Below are 23,795 nucleotides of genomic sequence, written 5' to 3'. Positions count from 1 at the left end.
CGCTGGCATGACGTCCTTGAAAGCCTCCCGGAAAGCCCTTGCACCCGATCGTCCACTTGTCTATACATCTAGACATGTTTGGAGACCGACCGATGCCGAGCGCCAGCCAAACACCACCTGAGCCCGGGATGCCAGACCTCGCCGCGCGCCGCCGCGCGATGGCGCTGGCCGGTGCGGCGACCCCCGGTGAATTGCTGGCGGCCCTGGCGCGGGCCGGCGCCGCAACCGAGGCGGAGGATCTGCGGGCGCCGGAGACGGGCCTCGTCATGGTCCGCGGGCGGATCGGCGGCGACGGCCGGCCCTTTAATGCCGGCGAGGCCACGGTGACCCGGGCGGCGGTGCGCCTGCCCGGCGGCGAGACCGGCTTCGCCTACCATCTCGGCCGCGACCGGGCCCGCGCCCGCCTCGCCGCCATCCTGGACGCGCACTGGCAGCGCCCGGAGACGCGCCCGGCCCTCGAGGCGGCGCTGGCCGAGATCGCCGGCCGCCGGGCGGACGCCGCGCGGCAGGCCGCCCGCAAGGCGGCGGCCACCCGGGTGAACTTCTTCACCCTGGCGCGGGGAGAGGATTGATGGCCGACCCTCTCGCCCGCGGCTTCGCCGATCCCGTCCACGAGGGACAGGCCGTGTTCCGCGCCGCCATGGAGGCCCTGAGCCGGCCGGGCCGGATCCGCCCCCTGGCCAGCGCCCTGGCGCCGCCCGCCCCCCTCACCCCCGAACTCGCGGCCCTGGCCCTGGCGCTCACCGATGCCGACACGCCGGTCTGGCTCGACGCGCCGCTGCGGGCCGAACCGGCGGTCGCCGCCTTCCTGCGCTTCCACACCGGGGCGCCCCTGGTCGCGAACCCCGGACAGGCGGCCTTCGCGCTGATTGCCGATCCGGTCCATTGCCCGCCCTTCCCGGATTTCGCGCAGGGCACCCCCGCCTACCCGGACGCCTCCGCCACGCTGATCCTGGCCGTCGACACCCTCTCGGACGAGGATGGACAGATCTTGTCTGAACAGGGTTTCGCGGGACCCGGCATCCGCGGCACGGCGCGGCTCGCCGCCGGGCCCCTGCCCGCCGACTGGGCCGCGCGCTGGGCCGCGAACCATGCGGGCTTCCCCCTGGGTATCGACTGTCTCTTCGTGGCGCCGGGCCGCCTCGCCGGGTTGCCGCGCTCGGCCCGGCCCGTCGCCGCCGAAGCTTTGCCGGGTTCGGAGGCTCTGCCATGTACGTAGCGGTGAAGGGCGGCGAGGCCGCCATCGACAACGCCCACCGGCTCCTGGCCGAGGTCCGGCGCGGCGACCCGGCCGTGCCCGAGCTCACCGTGGCGCAGATCCGCGAGCAGATGCGCCTCCTCGTCGACCGGGTGATGACCGAGGGCTCCCTCTACGATCCGGATCTGGCCGCCCTCGCCCTGAAGCAGGCCCGGGGCGACGTGGTGGAGGCGGTGTTCCTGGTGCGGGCCTACCGCACCACCCTGCCGCGCTTCGGCGCCACGGAGCCGGTCGACACCGGCGCGATGACGCTGGCCCGGCGCATCTCCGCCACCTTCAAGGACCTGCCCGGCGGGCAGGTGCTGGGCCCGACCTTCGACTACACCCACCGCCTCGTGGATTTCGGCCTGGCCGACGGAGATTCGCCCGGCCGCTGCCCCGATCCCGCCGCCGAGGCGGAGCCGGAGGCCGATGCCGACGCCTGCCCGCGGGTCACCGACCTCCTGGGCCAGGCGGGCCTGCTCGAACCCTCGCCCCCGGACGCGGGCGCCCCCGTGGGCGACCTCACCCGCGAGCCGGTGGACTATCCCGCCGACCGCGCGGTGCGGCTCCAGGGGCTGGCCCGGGGCGACGAGGGCTTTCTCCTCGCCCTCGGCTACTCGACGCAGCGCGGCTACGGCCGCACCCATCCCTTCGTCGGCGAGATCCGGGTCGGGGCGGTGGAGCTCGACTTCACCCCGGAGGAGCTCGGCTTTCCGGTCGGCCTCGGCACGGTCGAGCTGACCGAGTGCCAGATGATCAACCAGTTCCACGGCCACGGCGCGGTGCCGCCGCAATTCACCCGCGGCTACGGCCTCGTCTTCGGCCAGGGCGAGCGCAAGGCCATGGCGATGGCGCTGGTGGACCGCTCGCTGCGGGCCGCCGAGCTCGGCGAGGCCGTGGCGGTGCCGGCCCAGGACCAGGAATTCGTGCTGGCCCATTGCGACAGCCTCCAGGCGACGGGCTTCGTCGAGCACATGAAGCTGCCGCACTACGTCGACTTCCAGGCCGAGCTCGAACTGGTGCGGCGCCTGCGCGCCGAGCACGCCGCCCCGGCGGCCGCGCCGGCCGCGCCCGAACCGGACGCAGACGAATTCCCCCTGCGGGAGGCCGCCGAATGAACCCGCCCAATCCCGCCGCGGCGCCCGCCGCGGCCGCCGTCACCGTCCCGGCCGGCGCCGGCTACAATTTCGCCTATCTCGACGAGGGCACGAAGCGGATGATCCGCCGGGCCATCCTCAAGGCCATCGCGATCCCCGGCTACCAGGTGCCCTTCGCCGCCCGCGAGATGCCGATGCCCTATGGCTGGGGCACCGGCGGCGTGCAGGTCACCGCCGCGATCCTGGGCGCCGCCGACGTGCTCAAGGTGATCGACCAGGGCGCCGACGACACCACCAACGCGGTCTCGATCCGGCGCTTCTTCACCGCCACCGCGGGCATCGCCACGACGACCCGGAAGGCCGAGGCCACGGTGATCCAGACCCGCCACCGCATCCCCGAGGCGCCGCTGGCCGAGGGGCAGGTCCTCGTCTACCAGGTGCCGATCCCCGAGCCCCTGCGCTTCCTCGAGCCGCGCGAGACCGAGACGCGCCAGCTCCACGCGCTCGCCGAATACGGCCTCATGCACGTGAAGCTCTACGAGGACATCGCCCGCCACGGCCACATCGCCACCACCTACGCCTACCCGGTGGAGGTGGCCGGCCGCTACGTGATGGACCCCTCCCCGACCCCGAAATTCGACAACCCCAAGATGGACGACTGCCCCGCCCTCCAGCTCTTCGGGGCCGGCCGCGAGAAGCGCATCTACGCGATCCCGCCCTACACGCGGGTGCGCAGCCTCGACTTCGAGGACCATCCCTTCCGGGTCCAGAGCTTCGACCGCCCCTGCGCCCTCTGCGGCGCCGAGGGCGTCTATCTCGACGAGGTCGTCCTCGACGACGTCGGGGGGCGGATGTTCGTCTGCTCGGACACCGACTACTGCGAGACCCGCCGCGCCGACGGCCAGAGCGGAGAGGCCGCGTGATGGAACCGCTCCTGACCGTCGACGGCCTGACCAAGCGCTACGGCCGCCGCCTCGCCTGCGACGGCATCGGCTTCACCCTCGACCCCGGCGAGGTCCTGGCGGTGGTCGGCGAATCGGGCTCCGGCAAGTCGACCCTGCTCTCGCTCGTCGCCGGCGAGGTCGCGGCCGATGCGGGCTCCGTCGCCTACCGCATGCGCGACGGCGCCACGCGCGACCTCGACACCCTGAGCGTGGTCGAGCGGCGCGCGCTGATGCGCACCGACTGGGGCTTCGTGCGCCAGGACGCCACGCAGGGCCTGCGCATGGCGGTCTCGGCCGGGGGCAATGTCGGCGAGCGCCTGATGGGCGTCGGCGAGCGCCATTACGGCCGCATCCGCGCCACCGCCCTCGACTGGCTCGCCCGCGTCGAGATCGCCCCCGACCGGATCGACGACCCGCCGACGCGCTTCTCCGGCGGCATGCGCCAGCGCCTGCAGATCGCCCGCAACCTCGTCACCGCGCCCCGCCTGGTGCTCATGGACGAGCCGACCTCGGGCCTCGACGTCTCGGTCCAGGCCCGCCTCCTCGACATGATCCGGGGGCTGGTCGCCGAGCTCGGCCTCGCGGTCATCATCGTCACCCACGACCTCGCCGTGGCGCGCCTGCTCTCGCACCGCGTCCTCGTCATGCGGGCGGGCCGGGTGATCGAGACCGGCCTGACCGACCAGGTCCTCGACGATCCCCAGGCCGCCTACACCCAGCTCCTCGTCTCCTCGGTGCTCGCCGCATGACGCCTCCGCCTTCCGGTTCGCCTTCTCCCCTCCCTTCGCCTCCCCTCCCTCCGCCCCCCCTCCCTTCGCCCCCCCTCCTGGCCTTCGAGGACGTGGGCAAGAGCTTCACCCTGCACCTGCGCGGCGGCGCCGTGCTGCCGGTGATCGCCGGCGCCACCCTCGCGGTCCATCCGGGCGAGTGCGTCGTGCTCGGCGGCGCCTCCGGCGCGGGCAAGTCCTCCCTGCTGAAGATGGCCTACGGCCATTACCGCTGCGCCGCCGGGGCGATCCGGGTCCGCGATCGCGCCCGCATCGTCGACCTCGCCACGGCCGCGCCGCGCGAGATCCTGGGCTTGCGCCGCACCACCCTCGCCTATGTCTCGCAGTTCCTGCGGGTGATTCCCCGGGTCGGCGCCCGCGCCGTGGTGGAGGCCGCCGGCCTCGAGGGCGGCCTCGACGCCGCGGCGGCCCGGACCCGGGCGGCCGACCTCCTGGCCCGCCTCGACCTGCCCGAGCGCCTCTGGGCGCTCCCGCCCGCCACCTTCTCGGGGGGCGAGCAGCAGCGGGTGAACATCGCCCGGGGCCTGATCGCCGACCGGCCGATCCTGCTGATGGACGAACCCACCGCCTCCCTCGACGCGAAGAACCGCGCCGTGGTGGTGGAGCTCATCGCCGAGAAGCGGGCCGCCGGCACCGCCATCCTCGGCATCTTCCACGACGCGGACGTCCGCGAGGCGGTGGCGACGCGCATCGTCGACGTCTCGGCCTTCCGCGGGGCGCTGGCGGCATGATTCGGGATCGGGAACAGACGCGCATGACGGACCGGGTCCAGATCCTCGAGAACGCCCGCCTGGTCCTGCCCGACCGGGTCGAGGAGGGCTGGCTTGCCGTGGTCGACGGGCGCATCGCCGAGATCGGCACCGGCCGCGCCCCCGAGCGCGGCCTAGACTGCGCCGGCGACACCGTCATCCCGGGCCTCGTCGAGCTCCACACCGACCACCTGGAGAGCCACTACGCCCCGCGCCCCGGCGTGCGCTGGCATCCCCTCGGGGCGGTGCTGGCCTACGACGCGCAGATCGCGGCCTCGGGCATCACCACGGTGTTCGATTCGCTGCGCGCCGGCACCGACCCGGACGGCAGCGGCCTCGGCACCGAGCTCAACCTGCTCGCCGGCGCCCTGGCGGAGGCGCAGGCGGCCGGCCTGTTCCGGGCCGAGCACCGCACGCACCTGCGCTGCGAGATCCCCTCGACCGACGTGGTCGAGACCGTGCAGGCCTTCGCCGAGCGCTACGCCGTCGGCCTGCTGTCGCTGATGGACCACACGCCGGGCCAGCGCCAGTTCCGTGACGTCGACAAGTACTACGTGTATGCCGGGCGCGGCGGCCGCTCCCTCGAGGAGATAAAACGCAGCACCGCCCGCAAGATGCGCGACGGCCGCGCCCTCAACGCCGTCAACCGCCCCGCCCTGGTGGCGCTCGCCCACGCGCGCGGCATCCCGCTCGCCAGCCACGACGACACCACCCTGGCGGACGTCGCGCTGTCGCGGGACGAATCGGTGGTGCTCGCCGAGTTCCCCACCACCCTCGAGGCCGCCGAGGCCTCGCACGCGGCCGGCATCACCGTGATGATGGGAGCCCCCAACCTGATCCGGGGCGGCTCGCATTCCGGCAATGTCGCGGCCCACACCCTGGCGGAGGCCGGCACCCTCAGCATCCTGTCCTCGGACTACGTGCCGGCGAGCCTGCTGATGGCGGCCTTCGGACTGCCTGAGCGCGTCCCGGGCATCACCCTGCCGCAGGCCGTCGCTACCGTCACCGCCAACCCCGCCCGCGCCACCGGCCTGGTCGATCGGGGCCGCCTCGAGCCCGGCCTGCGCGCCGACCTCGTCCGCGTCCGCCTCGCCCGCGGCGTGCCGGTGGTGCGCCAGGTCTGGCGCGCCGGCGAACGGGTGGTGTGATGCCCGGCGGCTTCGTCCTCGTGGTCGGCCCGAGCGGGGCCGGCAAGGACACTCTCCTGCGCCTGGCGCGGGACGCGCTCGGCCCGGATCCGCGCTTCGTCTTCCCGCGCCGCCTCGTCACCCGGGCACCGTCGGCGCACGAGGACAACATCGCCCTCACGGAGGAGGCCTTCGCCGAAGGCGCCGCCGTCGGCGCCTTCGCCCTGCACTGGCGGGCGCACGGTCTCGGCTACGCGATCCCCGGCGAGACCCGAGACCAGGCGCGGTCCGGACGGGTGGTGACCTGCAACGTCTCCCGCCGGATCGTGGGGCTGGCCCGGGAGACCCTGCCGCATGTTGGCGTCGTCGCCATCACGGCAACGTCCGAGGTGCTGGCCCGGCGCCTCGCCGCCCGCGCCCGGCCCGAGGACGGCGACCTGCGCACGCGCCTCGACCGCGTCGTCCCGATCGAGGCCGATTACACGATCTGGAACGATCGCGATCCGGAGAGCGCCGCCGCCATGCTGGTCGCGCACCTGCGGGAGCGGGCGGCCTGACCTTCGGCCGATCGCGGGTTCCGTCGTTGTCCAAACGAGAAGAGCGCGGTCCCGTCGGGGCCGCGCTCTTCTCGTTTCAACGGTTCGGCCGAGCGCTCGCGCACCCGGCCGGATCTGGCGGCTCACGCCTCCTGGCGGGGTCCGCGGGCGCGATCCTGCTCGGCGTTGCGCTCGGCCTTGAGCTTCTCGGTGATGTCCTCGCCGGTCTCCTGGTCGACGACCTTCATCGAGAGGCGGATCTTGCCGCGGTCGTCCTGGCCGAGGAACTTCACCTTGACCTTCTGGCCCTCCTTGACGACGTCCGTCACCTTGGCGACCCGCTGCGCGGCGAGCTCCGAGATGTGGACGAGACCGTCCTTGGCGCCGAAGAAGTTCACGAAGGCGCCGAACTCCATCGTCTTCACGACGGTGCCGTCATAGATCATGCCCGGCTCGGCCTCCGCCACGATCGAGCGGATCCAGTTGTAGGCGGCCTTGATGGCCTTGCCGTCGCTGGACGCGATCTTCACCGTGCCAGTGTCGTCGATGTTGATCTTGGCGCCGGTCTTCTCGACGATCTCGCGGATCACCTTGCCGCCGGTGCCGATCACTTCCCGGATCTTGTCGGTGGGGATCTGCATGGTCTCGATGCGCGGGGCGTACTCGCCGAGCTCGGGACGGGCATCGGTGAGCGCCTTCGACATCTCGCCGAGGATGTGGACGCGGCCTTCCTGCGCCTGGTGCAGGGCGACCTTCATGATCTCCTCGGTGATGCCGGCGATCTTGATGTCCATCTGCAGGGAGGTGATGCCGGACTCGGTGCCCGCCACCTTGAAGTCCATGTCGCCGAGGTGATCCTCGTCGCCGAGGATGTCGGACAGCACGGCGTAGCGCTCACCCTCGAGGATGAGGCCCATGGCGATGCCCGCCACCGGACGGCGCAACGGCACGCCGGCATCCATCAGCGACAGCGAGGCGCCGCAGACGGAGGCCATCGAGGAGGAGCCGTTCGACTCGGTGATCTCGGACACGACGCGGATCGTGTACGGGAACTCGTGGGCCGGCGGCAGCACGGGATGCACGGCGCGCCAGGCGAGCTTGCCGTGGCCGATCTCGCGACGGCCCGGGGAGCCCATGCGGCCGGTCTCGCCCACCGAGTAGGGGGGGAAGTTGTAGTGCAGCAGGAAGGTCTCCTTGTAGGTGCCTTCCAGCGCGTCGATGAACTGCTCGTCCTCGCCGGTGCCGAGGGTGGCGACCACGAGGGCCTGGGTCTCGCCGCGGGTGAACAGGGCGGAGCCATGGGCGCGGGGCAGCACGCCGACCTGGGACTCGATCGGGCGCACGGTGCGCACGTCGCGGCCGTCGATGCGCGAGCCGGTGTCGAGGATGTTCCAGCGCACGACCTTCGACTGCGCTTCCTTGAACGCGGCCTTGACCTTCTCGGCCGGGAACTTCTCGGCGCCCTCGGCGCAGAGGGCGGCCATCACCTTCGCCTTCACGGCGTCGACGGCGGCGTAGCGCTCCTGCTTGACGGTGTTCTTGTAGGCAGCGCGCAGGTCGGCTTCGCAGACCTCCAGCACGGCGGCTTCCACGTCGCCGTTCTCGGGCGCGGAGAAGTTGCGGGGCTCCTTGGCGGCCTTCTCGGCGAGGCGGATGATCGCCTCGATGACCGGCTGGAAGTGCTTATGGCCGAACATCACGGCGCCGAGCATGACCTCTTCGTCGAGCTCCTTGGCCTCGGACTCGACCATCAGGACGGCGTCCTGGGTGCCGGCGACGACGAGATCGAGGGTCGAGGCCTCGAGGTCGGCCACGTGCGGGTTCAGGGTGTACTGGCCGTTGGCGTAGCCGACGCGGGCGGCGCCGATCGGGCCCATGAAGGGCACGCCCGACAGGGTCAGGGCGGCGGAGGCCGCGACCATCGCGAGGATGTCGGGATCGTTCTCGAGGTCGTGGGTCAGGACGGTGACGACGACCTGGGTGTCGTTGCGCCAGCCCTCGACGAAGAGGGGGCGGATCGGGCGGTCGATGAGGCGGGAGACCAGGGTCTCCTTCTCGGACGGACGGCCCTCGCGCTTGAAGTAGCCGCCGGGAATGCGGCCGGCGGCGTAGGCGCGCTCCTGGTAGTTCACGGTCAGCGGCAGGAAGTCGATGCCGGCCTTGGGCTCCTTGGCGGACACGACGGTGGCCAGCACCGAGGTCTCGCCGTAGGTCGCCATCACGGCGCCGTCGGCCTGGCGGGCGACCTTGCCCGTCTCGAGGACGAGCTTGCGGTCGCCCCACATCAGCTCTTCGCGTTGGATATCGAACATATGTCTAGCCTTCCTGCGGTCGGGCGAACCCGGCGCCGCCAGGGGCAAGATGGCGGGGGGCGCCGCATGCCGCGCCCCCCGCGATCCTGTCCCCGGCGCATCCGCCTTCAAGTCGCCCGGGTCTTCGGGTGGCCGGACCCATTCCGGCAGCCCGAACTGTCAAAACGCGGCCCCGGGCCGGGCCCGGAACCGCGTGGGAGTCGCCGTGCTTAGCGGCGGATGCCGAGACGCTCGATGAGGCTGCGGTAGCGGGCCTCGTCCTTGCGCTTGACGTAGTCGAGCAGCGAGCGGCGCTGCGAGACCATCTTCAGGAGACCGCGGCGGGAATGGTTGTCCTTGCCGTGGGTCTTGAAGTGGCCGGTGAGGTTGGTGATCCGCTCGGTGAGGATCGCCACCTGGACCTCCGGAGAACCGGTGTCCTTGCCGCCGGTCGCGTATTCCTTGATGAGCGCGGTCTTGCGCTCTGCCGTGATCGACATCGCAGTGCCTTTCGGTACGGGTTTTCGGAAAGGGCGGCCTCGTCGCGAGGACCGCGCCACGCTCGTGGAAGGCCGGTGCCGGGATGTCGTCCAGCACGGTCAGGCCCACAAGCAGCTTGTGCCCCGGCCCCGTTCGCACGGGTCGGAGCGGCGCGGACCATACACGAAACCCGCCCCGGCGCCAGCCCTCGGGGTGTCGCGGTCCCGCGCGAAGACGTTTCGAGGGGGGCTCAGGCCGCGGCGGCCTCGGTGCCGGCCACGGCCCGGATGTCGCTGGCCAGGGCCTCGATCCGGACGGGGTCCGAATCCCATGCGAACATGAAGCGGGCGCCCCCGCCGATGAAGGTGTAGAAGCGCCAGCCCCGGGCGCGCAGGGCCTCAAGGTGATCGGGTGCGGCGCGCAGGAACACCGCGTTGGCCTCCACCGGGAACATCAGCGCGAAGGTGGTCACGTCCGCCACGGCCGCGGCGAGGCGCTGCGCGCAGGCATTCGCGTGGGCCGCGTGGCGCAGCCAAGCCCCATCCTCCAGCACGCCGACCCAGGGGGCCGAGAGGAAGCGCATCTTCGAAGCGAGTTGCCCGGCCTGCTTGCAGCGGTATCCGAAATCCTCCGCCAGCGCGGCATCGAAGAACAGGATCGCCTCTCCGGCCGCCATGCCGTTCTTGGTGCCGCCGAAGCAGAGGAGATCGACGCCCGCCTTCCAGGTCATGTCGGCAGGGCTGCAGCCGAGGCTGGCGCAGGCATTGGCGAAGCGCGCCCCGTCCATGTGCAGGCGCAGACCGAGGTCCCGGCAGGTGGCGGCGATCGCCCGGATCTCGGCGAGGCTGTAGAGCTGACCCGTCTCGGTGGGCTGGGTGATCGTCACCACCCGGGGCTTCGGAAAATGGATGTCCGAGCGACCCGTGGCGACGTCCCGGATCAGGGCCGGATTCAGCTTGCCGTCGGGGCTCGCCACCACCAGAAGCTTCGAGCCGTTGGAGAAGAATTCGGGGGCGCCGCACTCGTCGGTCTCGACATGGGCCGAGGCCGAGCAGATCACGCTGTGATAGGATTGGCAGAGGGAGGCCAGCGCCAGGGCGTTGGCGGCGGTGCCGTTGAAGGCGAAGAACACCTCCGCGGCGTCCGTCTCGAACAGGCTCCGGAACGCATCGGCCGCCCGCTTCGTCCAGGGATCCTCGCCATAGGCCGGGACCGAGCCCCGGTTGGCCGCCTCCATCGCGGCCCAGGCCTCGGGGCAGATGCCGGCGTAGTTGTCGCTCGCGAATTGCTGGGGCTCGGGGGGCATGGTTCGCTCTCGTCTGGCATGGTCCGCATCCGGAGCGCGGCGATCGACCGAGACAGAGATATGGCGAAGCCCGTTTGTTTGCCGGTCCGGCCACATCCCCGCCGTTTGCCGGAGGGCGCCACCTTGCCCGGGAGAGCAGGTTGGCGTCGGGGAACGCCCCGACTCTTGATGCTGGCGGGCGTCCTACCAGAGGGGCAGCCCGCTGACAACACGGACAGGTTGCTACCCGTCTCCGTCCATGCTGTCCGACCGGGATTGGTGCTGTCGGAAACTCTGGCGTGGGACTTGCGCCGATTGGCGGGCGAACCACCCCCATGCGAAGGTCCGGCCGATGACGGGCAATAGCCTCACCGCACGCAAATCCGTCGCCGACATCCTGACGGCCGACGCCGAGGGCGTCGAGGGCGCACGCCTGCCGCGTTCCCTCTCCGCCTTCGACCTCGTGGCGCTCGGCGTCGGCGCAACCATCGGGGCGGGCATCTTCGTCCTGACCGGCACGGCGGCGGCGAACTATGCCGGTCCGGGCCTGACCCTGTCCTTCGTGCTCGGCGGCGTCGCCTGTGGATTCGTCGCCCTCTGCTACGCCGAACTCGCCGCGATGGTGCCGGCCCCGGGCAGCACCTACACCTATGCCTACGCAACCCTGGGCGAGGCCTGCGCCTGGATCATCGGCTGGGACCTCGTCCTCGAATACGCGATGAGCGCCGCCACCGTGGCGGTGGGCTGGTCGGGCTACGTCCGCTCGCTCCTCGGCGATGCCGGTCTGCGCCTGCCTCCGTCGCTCACGGCGGCCCCCTTCACCCCCCTGCCCGGCGGCGCAACCGCATGGTTCGATCTGCCGGCGGCGGCCATCATCGGCGCGCTGACCCTGCTTCTCGTGCGCGGCAACCGCGAATCGACCCGGGTGAACGCCGTGATGGTGGTGATCAAGGTCGCGATCATCCTGGCCTTCGTCGGGGTGGGTGCCGCCCACGTGGATGTGGGCCTGTGGTCGCCCCTGGTGCCGGAGAACACCGGCACCTTCGGAGCGTTTGGCTGGAGCGGGGTCCTGCGCGGGGCCGGCGTGGTCTTCTTCGCCTTCATCGGCTTCGAGACGATCTCGACGGCGGCGGGCGAGACGCGCCGCCCCCAGCGCGATGCTCCGATCGGGCTCCTCGGGTCACTGGCGATCAGCACGGTACTCTACGTGGCGGTAGCGGCGGTGCTCACCGGCCTCGTCCCCTATCGGGCCCTCGACGTGCCCGATCCCATCGCCAAGGCGGTGGAGGCGATTGGCTTCGGGGCCTTCGCGGTGGCGATCAAGATCGGGGCCATCCTCGGCCTGACCACGGCGGCGCTCGCCGCTCTCTACGGGCAGGCCCGGATCTTCTACGCGATGGCGCGGGACGGGTTGCTGCCGCTGGCCTTCACCCGGGTACATCCGCGCTTCCGGACGCCGGCGACCAGCCAGATCGCCATCGGCGCGGTGACCGCCCTGGTCGCGGGCCTGGTCCCGATCGACCTGCTGGGCGAACTGGTGAGCATCGGCACCCTCTTCGCCTTCCTGGTGATCTGCACGGCCGTGCTTGTCCTGCGCCGGACGGACCCGGCGCGGCCCCGCCCCTTCCGGGTGCCGGGCATGCCGGTGGTGCCGGTCCTCGGCATCCTGTCCTGCCTCGGGCTCATGCTCGGGCTACCCGGGGACACCTGGCTGCGGCTCGCCCTGTGGCTCGTCTTGGGCTTGGCGATCTATTTCGGCTACGGCCGACGGGCGGCGCGCCTGCGCCGGATGCGCGCGCCGGGCCAGCAGGTGGTCCCGGCGCGCTGACACTCAGGAGTAGTGACGCGGGCTCGGACGGCCGGAATAGCGCCGGCGCAGGTAGGAGACGAGCTTGGGGAGCAGGAAGGCGACGAGGAGCTTGCGCATGAGAAAACCTCCGGTTGGGTTGGACGGCCTGGAAGCCGCCGCGTCGCAAACCCAATGCGGGGTCGGGCCCGGGCGTTCCGGAGCCGGCTGAATCAATCCGCGGTCGCTGATCGGTGGAAGCGTGCCGCGCCGCCTCAGCGCACGATCACCGCGTGCACGCAGTAGCCCGCGAAGCGCTGATGCACCCGCGCCTCCGCGCCGAGCGCCGAGGCGACATCCGCGATCGTCTGCGGCAAGGCTGCCCGCGGCATCACCGAAAATGCCGCCAGCCAGCGGTTCAGGACAGCGCGGACGGGTCGCGGCAGGCCGGCCTGACCGCCGAAATCCACGACGTGGAGCTGGCCGTCCGGCGCGAGGTGTCCGGCGGCCTCGGCCAGCACGCGCTCCCAAGGCGGGATCATCGACAGGGCGTAGGAAATCACGATCCGGTCGAAGCGCGACCGTCCGAACAGCACTTCCGGATCGAAGGCGGTGGCGTCCCCGCATGCGAGGCGGATGCGGGGTTCGAGCCCGGCGCGGGCCACGCTGCGGGCGGCCGTCGCGAGCATCGCCGCCGAGACGTCGAGCCCGTGGCAGGCCGCTTCGGGATAGGTCCGGGCGATGCGCACGAGGTTGCGCCCGGTGCCGCAGCCGATCTCCAGCACGGCGCCGCCCGCCGGTACGGCGAGCTCCGCGATGACCCGATCGCGCCCGAGGAGATAGAACTTGCGGCTGGCGTCGTAGAGATGGCGCTGGCGCCGGTACATCCGGTCCATCGCGTCCGCGGCGTCGCTCACGCGGCACGCAGGCGGTAGAGGTGGAAGCCGCCGTAGATCGCCGAGCGGTCGCGGAGCACCGCGGCCCGGCTCTCGGCCTCCGCATAGTCCCAGGCTCCCAGAATCGCGCCCGGCACCCGGCCAGGCAGGCAGCGCTCGTCGGCGGCCGTACGGAAGATGACCCGCGCGCCCGGCCGGGCGGTGCGGGTGATCTCGGTCCACAAAGCGGTCAGGTCTGCGTCGCTCATCCAGTCCTGCGCGTCGAGGAGCACGTAGGCATCGGCGCTCCGGTCCGGGCTGGCGGCCAGGAATGCGGTCATCGATTGTTGGCGGTAGCTCACCCGCCCGGCCCGGGCCCGCAGGGCCTCGAAGTGACGCGGCTGCAGGTAGGGCGGCAGCGCGGCGTCGGGACCCGGCGCGTAGCCGCGGCCGAAGGCCTGCCAGGCGAAGTAGTTGTCGGCGAGGTCGAAATCGCAGGCGAGGCGCTCCAGACGATGGCGCAGGACGTCGACCATGCCGCCCGGCCGGTCCTGGGCGAGGGCGCGGTACTGGGCCGGCGGGATTCCGAGGCCGTAGAGGGAGGCCGGACGCCGGATCAGCCAGCGTATGAGGCGCTTCTCGAACAGCGGCGCGACGTGCGCGTCGAACAGGACGCGTTGCTCGGCCCTGTCGCGGGCCTTGAGGACGGCGGAGAGGTCGCAGCCATAGAGGCGGGCCAGCCGGTGTCCGGTCCCGATGAAGCGTCCGAGCAGGCCGTGCCGGAAGACGTTCTCGGAGAAGGCGGCGATGCGCCGGCGTCCGTCGAGGCGCCGGGCCTCCCAGTAGGCCCGCGCGGAGGCATCGAGGTGGGGCGCGATCTGCGCATCGTACGCAGCGATGTTGTCGGCCGTGTCGGCGCGCCCGAAGAAACGCCGGTAGGCCGCTGAATCGGGCAAGCGCGTCAGGGCCGCGAGCTTGAGCCGTCCCAGGGCGACATGCGCCCCGTTGAGATCGACCGCGCTGATTCGCGCCGGATCCGCGGTGAGGTAGGACAGCACGTTGCAGCTGCCGGAGGCGATGGCGACGACATGATCCTCTGGCCCCAGGGCCAGGGCCTCCATGTCGACCGCCGGATCCTCCCAGATCTGGGGGTAGACCAGCCCGCTGAAGGCCAGCGTGAACAGCCGCTCCGACAGGCCGGCGCGGGACAGGGCCCGGCTGCGGTGCACGGCCTGGGTCAGGCCGAGGCTGGTTTCGCGGCGAACCGCCCGTGCGGCAGGATTCATGCGGGCTCTCGGGCTGTCCATCGGGGATGATGGACGCCGCCCCTACGCCCCGCGCATGACCGGCCGGTGACAACCCTCACAGCTCCAGGGTGAGCGTCACCGGCGCGTGGTCGGAGGGACGGTCCCAGCCCCGGACGTGGCGGGCCACCGTCATGTCGCGCACCGTGCCGGCGAGGTCGGGGGAGACCCAGGCATGGTCGAGGCGCCGGCCCTTGTCGGCGGCCGCCCAGTCGGGGGAGCGGTAGCTCCACCACGTGTAGATCTTCGTCGGTTCCGGCACGAGCAGGCGGGCGGCGTCGATCCAGCCCGCCTCGCCCCGGAGGGTCTCGAGCCGCTCGGTCTCGACGGGCGTATGGCTCACCACGTCGAGGAGCTGCTTGTGCGACCAGACATCGTGCTCCAGGGGCGCCACGTTGAGGTCGCCGACCAGGATCGCCGGGCCCTTCACCCGCTGTCCACCCCAGGCGCGCAACGCATCGAGGAAGTCGAGCTTATGGGCGAATTTCGGATTGAGATTCCGGTCGGGGACGTCGCCGCCGGCGGGCACGTAGAAATCATGCAGCGCGATCCCGGCCGCCTTGCCCGCTTCCGGGCCCAGCACCGCCGAGATGTGGCGCGCGTCCTGGCGCTCGCAGAACGCCATCACGTCCCGGGTGACGAGGGGGAAGCGCGAGAGGATCGCGACGCCGTTATAGCCCTTCTGGCCGGCGAAGACGACGTGCTCGTAGCCCGAGCCGCGCAGGGCCTTGAGGGGAAATGCATCGTCCGGACACTTCGTCTCCTGCAGACAGAGGACGTCGGGCTGCGCTTCGGCCAGGAAGCGCAGGACCGAGTCGATGCGCAGGCGCACCGAGTTGATGTTCCAGGTGGTGACGGTCAGGCGCACGGCGTTCGGCTCGCGTGAAACTGGAAAATGTTTAAAGGATCGTGCGCGCGTCGGCGCGGCGGGCCGGCATAGACCGGATCGCCGCGCCCGTCGCCGGAAAATGCTGCGCTGGGAGCTCGCGATCTGTGCGGGCTCCGGGCGAGATCGAGGGATCGTCACCGTGTCGCGCATCCGTTCCGCGCTCTTCAATGCCTACTGGGCCGGCTGGACCGCCCTGTTCATCATCCCGCTGGCGGTCCTCGCCCTGCTGGGCGCGCCGGCGCGGCCCATCCGCGCCTTCACCAGGCTCTGGTCGCGGGGCATCCTGTTCGGCCTCGCCCGCATCGTCGGGCTCACCTACGTCGAGGAGGGCCGCACCCGCATCCCGGAGGAGCCCTGCCTCATCGTGGCCAACCACCAGTCGGCCTGGGAGACCCTGGCCTTCCTCGTGCTGGTGCCGAACGTCGCCATCGTGGCCAAGCGCGAGCTGGTGGCGATCCCCATCGTCGGCTGGTTCCTGCGCCGCTCACCGATGATCATCATCGATCGGGCCAACGGCACCCAGGCCCTGCGGGTGATGATCGACGAGAGCCGCGCGGCGATCGCTCAGGGGCGCTCGGTGCTGATGTTTCCCGAGGGGACCCGTGGCGGCATCGCCGAGCCGGTCCAGTTCAAGCGCGGCGTCGAGCTGCTCTACGCCAAGCTCGGCCTGCCGGTGCTGCCCGTGGCGGTGAATTCCGGTCTGTACTGGCCCCACGGGGGCGCCCGTCACAGTCCCGGTGCCGTCACGGTGAGCTACCTGCCCCCCCTGCCCCCGGGCCTGAGCGGCGCCGAATTCATGCGCGGCACGCAGGGGGCGATCGACTCCGAATTGAATCGCTGGCGTGACCCTGCCGCGCCGGCGGCCTCGACGCTGCAGGCCGAGGCTTCCTAAGGGGGCGACCCCTACGGATCGAGCCCCTCGGCCTTGCGCTGGGCCGCCCGGCGACGTTCGACGCGGGCCACCGAGAAGATCGAAGCCTCGTAGAGCAGCAGCATGGGGATCGCGAGCGAGAGCTGCGAGATCACGTCCGGCGGCGTCAGCACGGCGGCGGCCACGAAGACGAGGACGATGGCGTAGCGCCGCTTCTCGCGCAGGAATGCCGTGTCGATCACGCCGATCTGCCCGAGCAGGGTCAGGATCACAGGCAGCTGGAAGGCGATGCCGAAGGCGAAGATCAGCGTCATGATAAGCGAGAGATACTCGTCCACCTTCGGCAGGAGGGCGATCGTCGCCTCGCCCGGCTGCCCGATCTGCTGCAGCGAGACCGAGAACTGGATCAGCAGCGGCATCGCCAGGAAGAACACCACCAGGGCGCCGAGGATGAAGAAGATCGGCGTGGCGATCAGGTAGGGCAGGAAGGCTTGGCGCTCGTTGCGGTAGAGGCCCGGGGCCACGAAAGCGTAGATCTGCGTGGCGATGACCGGGAAGGCCAGGAAGCCGGCGCCGAACACGCTGAGCTTGATGTTGGTGAACACCTGCTCGAGGAAGTGCGTCGCAATCAGCTTGGCGTTCTCGACCCCCACCACGGAGACGTAGGGGTAGACGAGGATGTTGTAGATGTGCCGGGAGAAGAAGAAGCACCCGAAGAACATCACCACGAAGGCGGCCAGCGACTTGATCAGCCGCGACCGCAATTCGATGAGATGATCGAGAAGCGGGGCCCGTGAGGCTTCGATCTCGGCTTCGTCGGTCTCGTTGATCATCGGCCGGAATCAAGCTGGGGTTTGGCCGGCGTCTCGGGACGAGGCGACTCGGTGGGCGTGGCTGGCGGTTCGGCGGCCCAGGTGTGGGTCGCGCCCGGCGCGGGTACCTCGGGCACGGGACGCGAGGGAAGGTCGGGCAACGATTCCACCGAGGCGGCCGCATGTGCGCCGGGCTCGGGCGAGGCCTGGATCGTATTCTCGCGCTCGGCCAACTGGTCGGCGACGTTGGCGAGGCCCTGGGCCGGCGACGGCGTCGTCTTTGTCTCGGCCCGGCCATCGACGGCGCCCTTCAGCTCGTCGCGGATGGTCTGCACGGGATTGAAGGTCGGCCCCATCGTGCTCGCCGAGCGCTTGACCCCGTCCACCTCGCGGCGGATCTCGTCGAACTCGGCCTCGCGGATCGCCTCGTTGAACTGCGACTGGAACTCGCCGGCCATGCGCCGCATCTTGCCGGTGATCTGGCCGACCGTGCGCAGAGCCTTCGGCAGATCCTTCGGGCCGATGACGATGAGGGCGACGCCGCCGATCAGCATCACCTCGCCCCAACTCATGTCAAACATGGTGTCGACTGTCCCGCGACCGTACGCCGCCCATCAAACGGCGCGCTGCCATGGCAGGTCACGGCGCCTTGCGCCAGACCCGCCATCGGCCGCAGCGCCCCGGTTTCGCGTCGTGGGTCAGATGACCTTGCGGTCGGCCGACACCGTATTGGCGGTGGCGGGCTCGCCCTGGTGAGGCAGCGTCCGCACCGGCTCGCCCGCGCTCGGCGGCGGCACGGCCGTGGTGGTCGGCGTCTCGTCCTCGGCCATGCCCTTTTTGAAGGCCTTGATGCCCTTGGCGACGTCGCCCATCAGGTCCGAGATCTTCCCACGGCCGAACAGCAGCATCACGATGCCGGCGACGATGATCCAGTGCCAGATACTCATGCTGCCCATGGCAACCTCCCGCGCCGCAGCTCGAACACTGCGCGGCGCCGTCTCGTGTGTCGATTGAGGGCGAACCTAAGGATCGGGCACCCCGAGCACAAGAAGTGCGGGTGACGCGCGCTCCGTTCCGATCGCCGCATCGCGGACATGCAAGTTTCCCGCCCGCCGCCGGTTCATAGACCAGCGGCGTGCCATTGTCGCCTGATCGAACGGAACGCTCAGGCGGCCAGGGACAGGGCCGCCTCGAAGCGGGCGCGAGCCTCGTCCACGTCGAAGGCGTCGCTCTCGGCGGGAAGCCGGGCCAGGGCGCCCTCGGCCCGGCGCAGGGCCGCGCCGGCCAGGACGGGTGCGCCCTCGGCGACGCCGCGCATCTCGTCCGGATCGCCGTTGCAGTGCAGGCCGACGTCGATCCCGGCGGCGAAGCACGCCTCGGTGCGGGCCCGGAACGTCCCCTGGAGGGCGTGCATCGAGAGGTCGTCGGTCATAAGGAGGCCGTCGAAGCCGATGGCGCCGCGGATGATGTCGCGGATCACGATGGCCGACTGCGTGGCCGGATGCGCCGCGTCGAGGGCGGTGAGGACCACGTGGGCGCTCATGGCCATCGGCAGGTCGGCGAGCGCCCGGAACGGCACGAAGTCCTGGGCTCTCAGGGTGGCGAGGTCCGCCTCGACCACCGGCAGGCCTTTGTGGCTGTCGCAGTCCGCGCGGCCATGACCGGGGATATGCTTCATCACCGGCAGCACGCCGCCCTGCATCAGGCCTTCGGCCACCGCCCGGCCGATCTCGGCCACCCGGTCGGGCGCAGTGGCGTAGGCGCGGTCGCCGATCACGTCGTGCGCGCCGGCCACCGGAACGTCGAGGACGGGGGCGCAGTCGACGTTGATGCCGACGCTGGAAAGGTCATGGGCCATCAGCCGGGCGCCGAGATGCGCGATGGCCGCGGCAGAGCCGTTGAGGCCGCCGAAGCGGCGCCCTGCCGGATAGGCCGGCCAGTGCGGCGGCCCCATGCGCTGGACCCGACCGCCTTCCTGGTCGATGAGGATCGGGGCGTCCGCCCGGCCGACCGTGGTCCGCAGCGCGTCGGTCAATGCCCGGACCTCGTCGGGCGTGCCGATGTTGCGCTTGAACAGGATGAAGCCCCAGGGCGCCACATCCCGGAAAAAGGCAGCTTCCTGGGCCGAGAGAGTCTTGCCGGCGCAACCAAGGATCAGGGCACGGGAGGTCATGATCGGGGACGCATCCTGGGTGGTTTGCTCGATGGCTCGAGCGAGCGCGGCGGGACGGTTGTCGAGAGGGATTCGGCGACGAATCGACACCACGCCAATCGGGGCAGGATGCGGCCGGAAAACGTCGGAGGGAACGGGGGATGCCCAGGAGGCCGGCAGCGTGGCGTGACGGCCACAGGGCGCGTCGCGTGCCGAACCCACTCGGATCACCGGCGCGTGGGGCGACCGGGCGCGCAGAGGCGCCGAGGTCGACCGATCTTGTCGTCGAATCTCAGTTCTTGGCGACGAAGCACTGCCCGCCCGCACCCTGGAGTTGGGTGCAGAGGGCGGCCGCCTCGGTCTTGCCGAGAGGCCCGACGCGAACACGGAAGATCGTCTTGCCGTTGACTTCTGCCTGGCGGATCAGGGCGGGCTGACCGGAGAGCTGGCTGTACTTGCCCTGCATCTGACGGAACGCGGCCTGGGCCTCGCTCTCGCTGGTGCGCACGCCGAGCTGGACGGCGTAGCCGCCGCCCGAGGACGCTGCGGCGGGGGGCGTCGCCGCGACGGGCGGCGGGGCGGCGATGGCGGAGGTCGCCTCGGGCGCCACGGCGGCGACGCGCTGCGGCGCCTTGACGCGCGGAGCCGGGGCGGGTGTGGGCTCGGGCGGCGTCGCGGCGGGCGCCTCGGCCACCGGGGTCGTGGCCGCCGGCGGCGGCAGCCGGGTCGCGCGCTGGCGCAGGGACGGGCTCGCGGCGGCGCCGTCACCGGCGGCACCCGGGAGGGTCATGGTCGGGATCACCGAGGTCGGTGTCGCGGTCGCCTCGGCGGACGCCTCCCGCTGCGGCGGGGGCGGAGGCGTATCGGGCTTGACCGAGACGGTGCGGACCCGGCGCGGTTCGCCGAGGGAATCGGCGAGACCGCCCTGCTGGGCCGGCAGCGAGGCGGCCGGTGCCGCACTGCCGGGAGTCGCCCCGCCTTCGCCCGTCCCGAGGGCCGCGCGGGCGGCCTGGGCCACGTCGAGCGGCTGCTCCTCGCGGTTGACGATCCGGATCTGGCCGTCCTTGGCGGTGCGCTCGTAGATCTGCTTGTTCTGGTCGGGGATCTCGACGCCGTCGGACTTCTGCGGCGCGATCTTCAGGGGCGCGGTGTCGGCCAGGATGGTGGGGACGCCGCTGCCCCCGGTGGAATGGCCGTGCAGGCCGCGCCAGGCCAGGGCGCCGGTGACGCAGAGGGCGAGGACGCTGAGACCGGCACCCACCGATACGAGGCGGCTGCGCTTGCGCGGACGCTCCAGGGGGCGGACGCGGTCGTCGGCATCGTTGGGAGCGAATTCGGCCGCGTTCGGGTCCGGGTACCCGCCCTGCGCATCTCCGTACGCGCCGTGGTCGACGGAGGCGAGATACTGATCGAAGGCGTCGGTGGGCGAGGCCGGCTGCGGAGCGGGCTGATGCGCGTGCGTCGCAGCCTGAGGCGCATGGGTCTGGGCAGTCCGGGCCCGGGCCGGCGCATCGACGAAGCTCGGCTCGATCCGACTGCGGGCAGCCGCGTCGGCCCGGGAATCACGGGCCTGGAGCAGGGCACGGAACGGGTCGTCCTGCCCGACGATGCGGGCGAGTTCGGCCAGGGGGTCGGCTTTGCCCGCGCCCGGAGCCGGAACGGGGGCGGCTCCCGAGACGGGGGCCTGGGCCGGCGCCGGAGGCTGCTGCAGATCCCGCGCAAAGGCGTCGAAATCGACCGTCGCCCGCGAAGCGTTCGTCGTCATGGCAGCATCCCTCTTCACGCCGAGATCACCTCACCGCATTTCGTCCGGCGCGGTGACGCCCAACACCGCGAGGCCGGAGGCGACGACGCCCCGCAAAGCCTCAACGAGGGCCAATCGAGCCCGAGTGGAGTTTCGGTCGGCAGGATTAATAAACCGTAATTGCGGCAAGTCTTTGCCTTTGTTCCACAAACCATGCAGCGACGAGGCCAGTTCGTAGAGGTAGAACGCTACCCGATGCGGTTCATGCGCGGTCGCCGCCGCCTCGATGACACGAGGGTACTGCGTGACGAGTCGCATGATTTCGATCTCGCCCGGGTCGGTGAGCAGCGACAGGTTCGCTTCGCCGAGCAGGCCGACGCGCGAAAAGTCCTCGCCCGGCATCGCCTCGCGGGCTTGGCGGAACACCGAAACGCAGCGTGCATGGGCGTACTGCACGTAGAAGACCGGGTTCTCCTTCGATTGCTCCACCACCTTGGCGAGGTCGAAATCGAGGGTGGCGTCGTTCTTCCGGTAGAGCATCATGAAGCGGACGGGATCGCGCCCGACCTCGTCGACGACCTCGCGCAGGGTGATGAACTCGCCGGCGCGCTTCGACATCTTCACGGGCTCGCCCGCGCGCAACAGCCGCACGAGCTGGCACAGCTTCACATCCAGGGTGGCGTTGCCGTCGCTCACCGCCCTCACGGCGGCCTGCATGCGCTTGACGTAGCCGCCGTGGTCGGCCCCGAGCACGTCGATGAGGTCGGTGGCGCCGCGGGCGATCTTGGTCCGGTGATAGGCGATGTCGGAGGCGAAGTAGGTGAAGGAGCCGTCCGACTTCAGCAGCGGCCGGTCGACGTCGTCGCCGAACTCGACGGTGCGGAACAGGGTCTGTTCGCGGTCTTCCCAATCCTCGGGCAGCTGGCCCTTGGGTGGCGGCAGGCGCCCTTCGTAGACGAGGCCCTTCTCGCGAAGCTCCGCCAGCAGGGCCGGGACCTCCTCCTTGAGGGTGGCCTCCGAGAAGAACACGTCGTGGTGGATGCCGAGACGGGCGAGGTCGTCCCGGATCAGGTCCATCATCGCCGCGATGGCGAAGGCCCGCACGGTCGGCAGCCAGTCCGCCTCCGGCTGGTCGAGGAGGGCGCGGCCGTGAATCTCGGCCAGACGGGCACCCACGGGCACGAGGTAGTCGCCGGGATAGAGCCCCTCCGGAACCGGACCGACGGGCTCGCCGAGGGCCTCGCGATAGCGCAGGAAGGCCGAGCGGGCGAGCACGTCGACCTGAGCGCCGGCATCGTTGATGTAGTATTCGCGCGTCACGTCGCGTCCGGCCGCCACCAGAAGGTTGGCGAGCGCGTCGCCGAACACGGCGCCGCGCCCGTGGCCGACATGCATCGGTCCGGTCGGGTTGGCCGAGACGTATTCGATGTTGACCCGGCCCCCCGGCATGGCGCCGCGCCCGTAGCGCGCGCCCTCGGCGAGGGCCGCCCGGACGACGGCGTGGAAGGTGCCCGGGGCCAGCCGCAGGTTGATGAAGCCGGGGCCGGCAACGGTGGCCTCCGTCACATCCGGGTCGGTGCGCAGGGCCGCAGCCAACGACTCGCCCAGGGCTTTCGGGTTGGTCTTCGCCTCCTTGGCCAGCACCAGGGCGGCGTTGGTGGCGAGGTCGCCGTGACTCGGGTCGCGCGGCGGCTCCACCACCACGCGGGCGAGGTCGAGCCCCTCGGGCAGCTGCCCCGACCGGATCAGGGCCTGCACGGCGCCGCGCACGCGGCCCTCGAAGGTGGCGAAGATGTTCATGGTGCCGTAAAAATCCGTGTCCGGGGCTCGGCGGGGCCGTCCGTCCCGCGGGGAACGCTCCGCCCCCTCGCCCAGGCCGGGGCATAGCAAGCAGGCTCACGGGTGTCACGGCAGGGCTGGTCGCCCCGCGTCGTGAAGCCTTCCTTTCCCGGCACGGTTACCGGCCCGTTGGCGCGATCGCTCTGTTTCGCACCATCGCCGAGACGGCCGATTGGGCCTGTCGCGCGAGTGCCGCAATCGCGCCCGCGAATCGATAAAATTGCGCGGATCGACTTCAGCGCGGAACAGGTCCCGCGGCGGCACCCTGGCGGCATAGGACGTGAGGACGCCGCCATGGACCGGACGAAGATGATAGCGCTGATCCTGCTCGCGGTACTCGCCATGCTGACGACTGGCCCCTCGCAAGCCCAGACCCTGGCCGCCCTGCCCACGCCCTCCCCCGCCGCGCTGACCCTGGCCGCGGCCCGTCCGTTGCCGGCCTGGGCCGCCTTCTGCCAGCGCTACGCCGCCGAATGCGCTATCGACGCCAACGAGCCGAACCGCATCGCCCTCACCCCGGCCATCTGGAACACCATCGTCTCCATCAATCGCCGGGTGAACAAGTCCCTCGCTGCCGTGACCGACCAGGAGCACTGGGGCGTGCCGGACCGCTGGGATCTCGCCGAGGACGGCTCGGGCGATTGCGAGGACTTCCAGCTCCTCAAGCGCAAGCTCCTGGCCGAGACCGGCCTGCCGCGCCGGGCGATGCGGATGACGGTCGTCATCGACGAGAAGGGCGAGGGCCATGCCGTGCTGACCCTGGTCACCGACCGCGGCGACTTCATCCTCGACAACAAGACCAGTGACATCCTGGCCTGGTATCGGACCGGCTACGTCTTCATCAAGCGCGAGTCGGCCGACACCGTGGCATGGGTCTCGCTAGGCGGAGTGACCTCGCCCGTCACCACCGCCAACCGCTGAGAGCGCAAGGCGCGACGGGTTCGCGTCCCTCTCCCATCGAGACGGCGAGACGCGGAAACATCATT

The 23,795-nt window shown here is 71.3% G+C and carries 23 protein-coding genes and 1 riboswitch; of the genes, 11 read left to right on the top strand and 12 right to left on the bottom strand.

Annotation, left to right across the window (positions count from 1 at the left end; all coding sequences use genetic code 11):
- Positions 1–128: 128 nt before the first annotated feature.
- From phnG to phnN, 8 genes are all read left to right on the top strand, one after another.
- Positions 129–572 (top strand): phosphonate C-P lyase system protein PhnG, encoded by a 444-nt coding sequence (gene phnG, locus ACXJY8_RS06495; RefSeq protein WP_463777663.1) that lies wholly within the window; start codon positions 129–131, stop codon positions 570–572.
- Entirely contained in the window at positions 572–1,219 is a 648-nt protein-coding gene (phnH, locus tag ACXJY8_RS06490; protein ID WP_463777660.1) for a phosphonate C-P lyase system protein PhnH, read from the top strand. Before phnG ends, phnH begins: the two co-directional genes overlap by 1 nt.
- Positions 1,210–2,358: a carbon-phosphorus lyase complex subunit gene (locus tag ACXJY8_RS06485; RefSeq protein WP_463777658.1), complete on the top strand. Its 1,149-nt coding sequence runs from the start codon at positions 1,210–1,212 to the stop codon at positions 2,356–2,358. The genes phnH and ACXJY8_RS06485 overlap by 10 nt, the downstream gene beginning before the upstream one ends.
- Positions 2,355–3,260 (top strand): alpha-D-ribose 1-methylphosphonate 5-phosphate C-P-lyase PhnJ, encoded by a 906-nt coding sequence (locus ACXJY8_RS06480; RefSeq protein ID WP_463777654.1) that lies wholly within the window; start codon positions 2,355–2,357, stop codon positions 3,258–3,260. Before ACXJY8_RS06485 ends, ACXJY8_RS06480 begins: the two co-directional genes overlap by 4 nt.
- Positions 3,260–4,030, top strand: coding sequence for a phosphonate C-P lyase system protein PhnK (phnK, locus tag ACXJY8_RS06475; protein WP_463780443.1), 771 nt, complete (start codon positions 3,260–3,262; stop codon positions 4,028–4,030). Before ACXJY8_RS06480 ends, phnK begins: the two co-directional genes overlap by 1 nt.
- Before the next feature lie 77 nt (positions 4,031–4,107).
- A complete protein-coding gene (gene phnL, locus ACXJY8_RS06470; RefSeq protein WP_463780441.1) occupies positions 4,108–4,800 on the top strand; it encodes a phosphonate C-P lyase system protein PhnL in 693 nt (230 codons plus the stop codon).
- A 23-nt stretch (positions 4,801–4,823) separates the two neighbouring features.
- Positions 4,824–5,966: an alpha-D-ribose 1-methylphosphonate 5-triphosphate diphosphatase gene (locus ACXJY8_RS06465; RefSeq protein WP_463777651.1), complete on the top strand. Its 1,143-nt coding sequence runs from the start codon at positions 4,824–4,826 to the stop codon at positions 5,964–5,966.
- Positions 5,966–6,502: a phosphonate metabolism protein/1,5-bisphosphokinase (PRPP-forming) PhnN gene (gene phnN, locus ACXJY8_RS06460; RefSeq protein ID WP_463777648.1), complete on the top strand. Its 537-nt coding sequence runs from the start codon at positions 5,966–5,968 to the stop codon at positions 6,500–6,502. The genes ACXJY8_RS06465 and phnN overlap by 1 nt, the downstream gene beginning before the upstream one ends.
- Positions 6,503–6,624: 122 nt before the next feature.
- Here phnN and pnp read toward each other — a convergent pair whose 3' ends face one another.
- From pnp to ACXJY8_RS06445, 3 genes are all read right to left on the bottom strand, one after another.
- On the bottom strand, positions 6,625–8,793 hold the full coding sequence (gene pnp / locus ACXJY8_RS06455; RefSeq protein ID WP_463777644.1) for a polyribonucleotide nucleotidyltransferase: 2,169 nt from the start codon (positions 8,791–8,793) through the stop codon (positions 6,625–6,627).
- A gap of 209 nt (positions 8,794–9,002) precedes the next feature.
- The gene (gene rpsO, locus ACXJY8_RS06450; protein WP_055950756.1) at positions 9,003–9,272 is read right to left on the bottom strand and encodes a 30S ribosomal protein S15; all 270 of its coding nucleotides are present in this window, start codon (positions 9,270–9,272) and stop codon (positions 9,003–9,005) included.
- A 230-nt stretch (positions 9,273–9,502) separates the two neighbouring features.
- Complete coding sequence (locus tag ACXJY8_RS06445) at positions 9,503–10,558, bottom strand: threonine aldolase family protein (RefSeq protein WP_463777638.1); 1,056 nt, start codon at positions 10,556–10,558, stop codon at positions 9,503–9,505.
- Positions 10,559–10,622: 64 nt separating this feature from the next.
- A riboswitch (SAM-I-IV-variant riboswitch) is annotated at positions 10,623–10,735 on the bottom strand.
- A gap of 154 nt (positions 10,736–10,889) precedes the next feature.
- On the opposite strand from ACXJY8_RS06445, the gene ACXJY8_RS06440 reads away from it, so the two are divergent.
- Entirely contained in the window at positions 10,890–12,365 is a 1,476-nt protein-coding gene (locus ACXJY8_RS06440; RefSeq protein ID WP_463777635.1) for an amino acid permease, read from the top strand.
- Positions 12,366–12,598: 233 nt separating this feature from the next.
- Here the strand turns inward: ACXJY8_RS06440 and ACXJY8_RS06435 are convergent, their stop codons facing one another.
- From ACXJY8_RS06435 to xth, 3 genes are all read right to left on the bottom strand, one after another.
- Entirely contained in the window at positions 12,599–13,240 is a 642-nt protein-coding gene (locus ACXJY8_RS06435; protein ID WP_463777633.1) for a class I SAM-dependent methyltransferase, read from the bottom strand.
- A complete protein-coding gene (locus tag ACXJY8_RS06430; protein ID WP_463777630.1) occupies positions 13,237–14,484 on the bottom strand; it encodes a BtaA family protein in 1,248 nt (415 codons plus the stop codon). The genes ACXJY8_RS06435 and ACXJY8_RS06430 overlap by 4 nt, the downstream gene beginning before the upstream one ends.
- A 76-nt stretch (positions 14,485–14,560) precedes the next feature.
- Positions 14,561–15,370, bottom strand: a complete 810-nt coding sequence (gene xth, locus ACXJY8_RS06425; protein ID WP_463777626.1) for an exodeoxyribonuclease III — start codon at positions 15,368–15,370, stop codon at positions 14,561–14,563.
- 160 nt (positions 15,371–15,530) lie between these two features.
- Between xth and ACXJY8_RS06420 the strand changes: the two genes are divergently transcribed.
- A complete protein-coding gene (locus tag ACXJY8_RS06420; RefSeq protein ID WP_463777622.1) occupies positions 15,531–16,283 on the top strand; it encodes a lysophospholipid acyltransferase family protein in 753 nt (250 codons plus the stop codon).
- Between the two features lie 11 nt (positions 16,284–16,294).
- On the opposite strand, the gene tatC is transcribed toward ACXJY8_RS06420, so the two are convergent.
- From tatC to argS, 6 genes are all read right to left on the bottom strand, one after another.
- Positions 16,295–17,095 carry a twin-arginine translocase subunit TatC gene (gene tatC, locus ACXJY8_RS06415; RefSeq protein WP_055950733.1) on the bottom strand — a complete coding sequence of 267 codons (801 nt, stop codon included), beginning with the start codon at positions 17,093–17,095 and terminating at the stop codon, positions 16,295–16,297.
- A complete protein-coding gene (gene tatB / locus ACXJY8_RS06410; RefSeq protein ID WP_463777615.1) occupies positions 17,092–17,655 on the bottom strand; it encodes a Sec-independent protein translocase protein TatB in 564 nt (187 codons plus the stop codon). The genes tatC and tatB overlap by 4 nt, the downstream gene beginning before the upstream one ends.
- 117 nt (positions 17,656–17,772) lie before the next feature.
- Positions 17,773–18,030, bottom strand: a complete 258-nt coding sequence (locus ACXJY8_RS06405; RefSeq protein WP_108040106.1) for a twin-arginine translocase TatA/TatE family subunit — start codon at positions 18,028–18,030, stop codon at positions 17,773–17,775.
- Between the two features lie 209 nt (positions 18,031–18,239).
- On the bottom strand, positions 18,240–19,247 hold the full coding sequence (nagZ, locus tag ACXJY8_RS06400) for a beta-N-acetylhexosaminidase (RefSeq protein ID WP_463777608.1): 1,008 nt from the start codon (positions 19,245–19,247) through the stop codon (positions 18,240–18,242).
- 271 nt (positions 19,248–19,518) lie between these two features.
- A complete protein-coding gene (locus ACXJY8_RS06395) occupies positions 19,519–20,991 on the bottom strand; it encodes an SPOR domain-containing protein (protein ID WP_463777604.1) in 1,473 nt (490 codons plus the stop codon).
- A 30-nt stretch (positions 20,992–21,021) separates the two neighbouring features.
- A complete protein-coding gene (argS, locus tag ACXJY8_RS06390; RefSeq protein ID WP_463777600.1) occupies positions 21,022–22,770 on the bottom strand; it encodes an arginine--tRNA ligase in 1,749 nt (582 codons plus the stop codon).
- Positions 22,771–23,118: 348 nt separating this feature from the next.
- Here argS and ACXJY8_RS06385 point away from each other — a divergent pair, with 348 nt between their 5' ends.
- The gene (locus tag ACXJY8_RS06385) at positions 23,119–23,730 is read left to right on the top strand and encodes a transglutaminase-like cysteine peptidase (protein ID WP_463780438.1); all 612 of its coding nucleotides are present in this window, start codon (positions 23,119–23,121) and stop codon (positions 23,728–23,730) included.
- Positions 23,731–23,795: the final 65 nt, after the last annotated feature.

The organism is Methylobacterium sp. TK31 (genome assembly GCF_055361545.1).
This window is presented reverse-complemented; position numbering and strand designations above follow the sequence as displayed.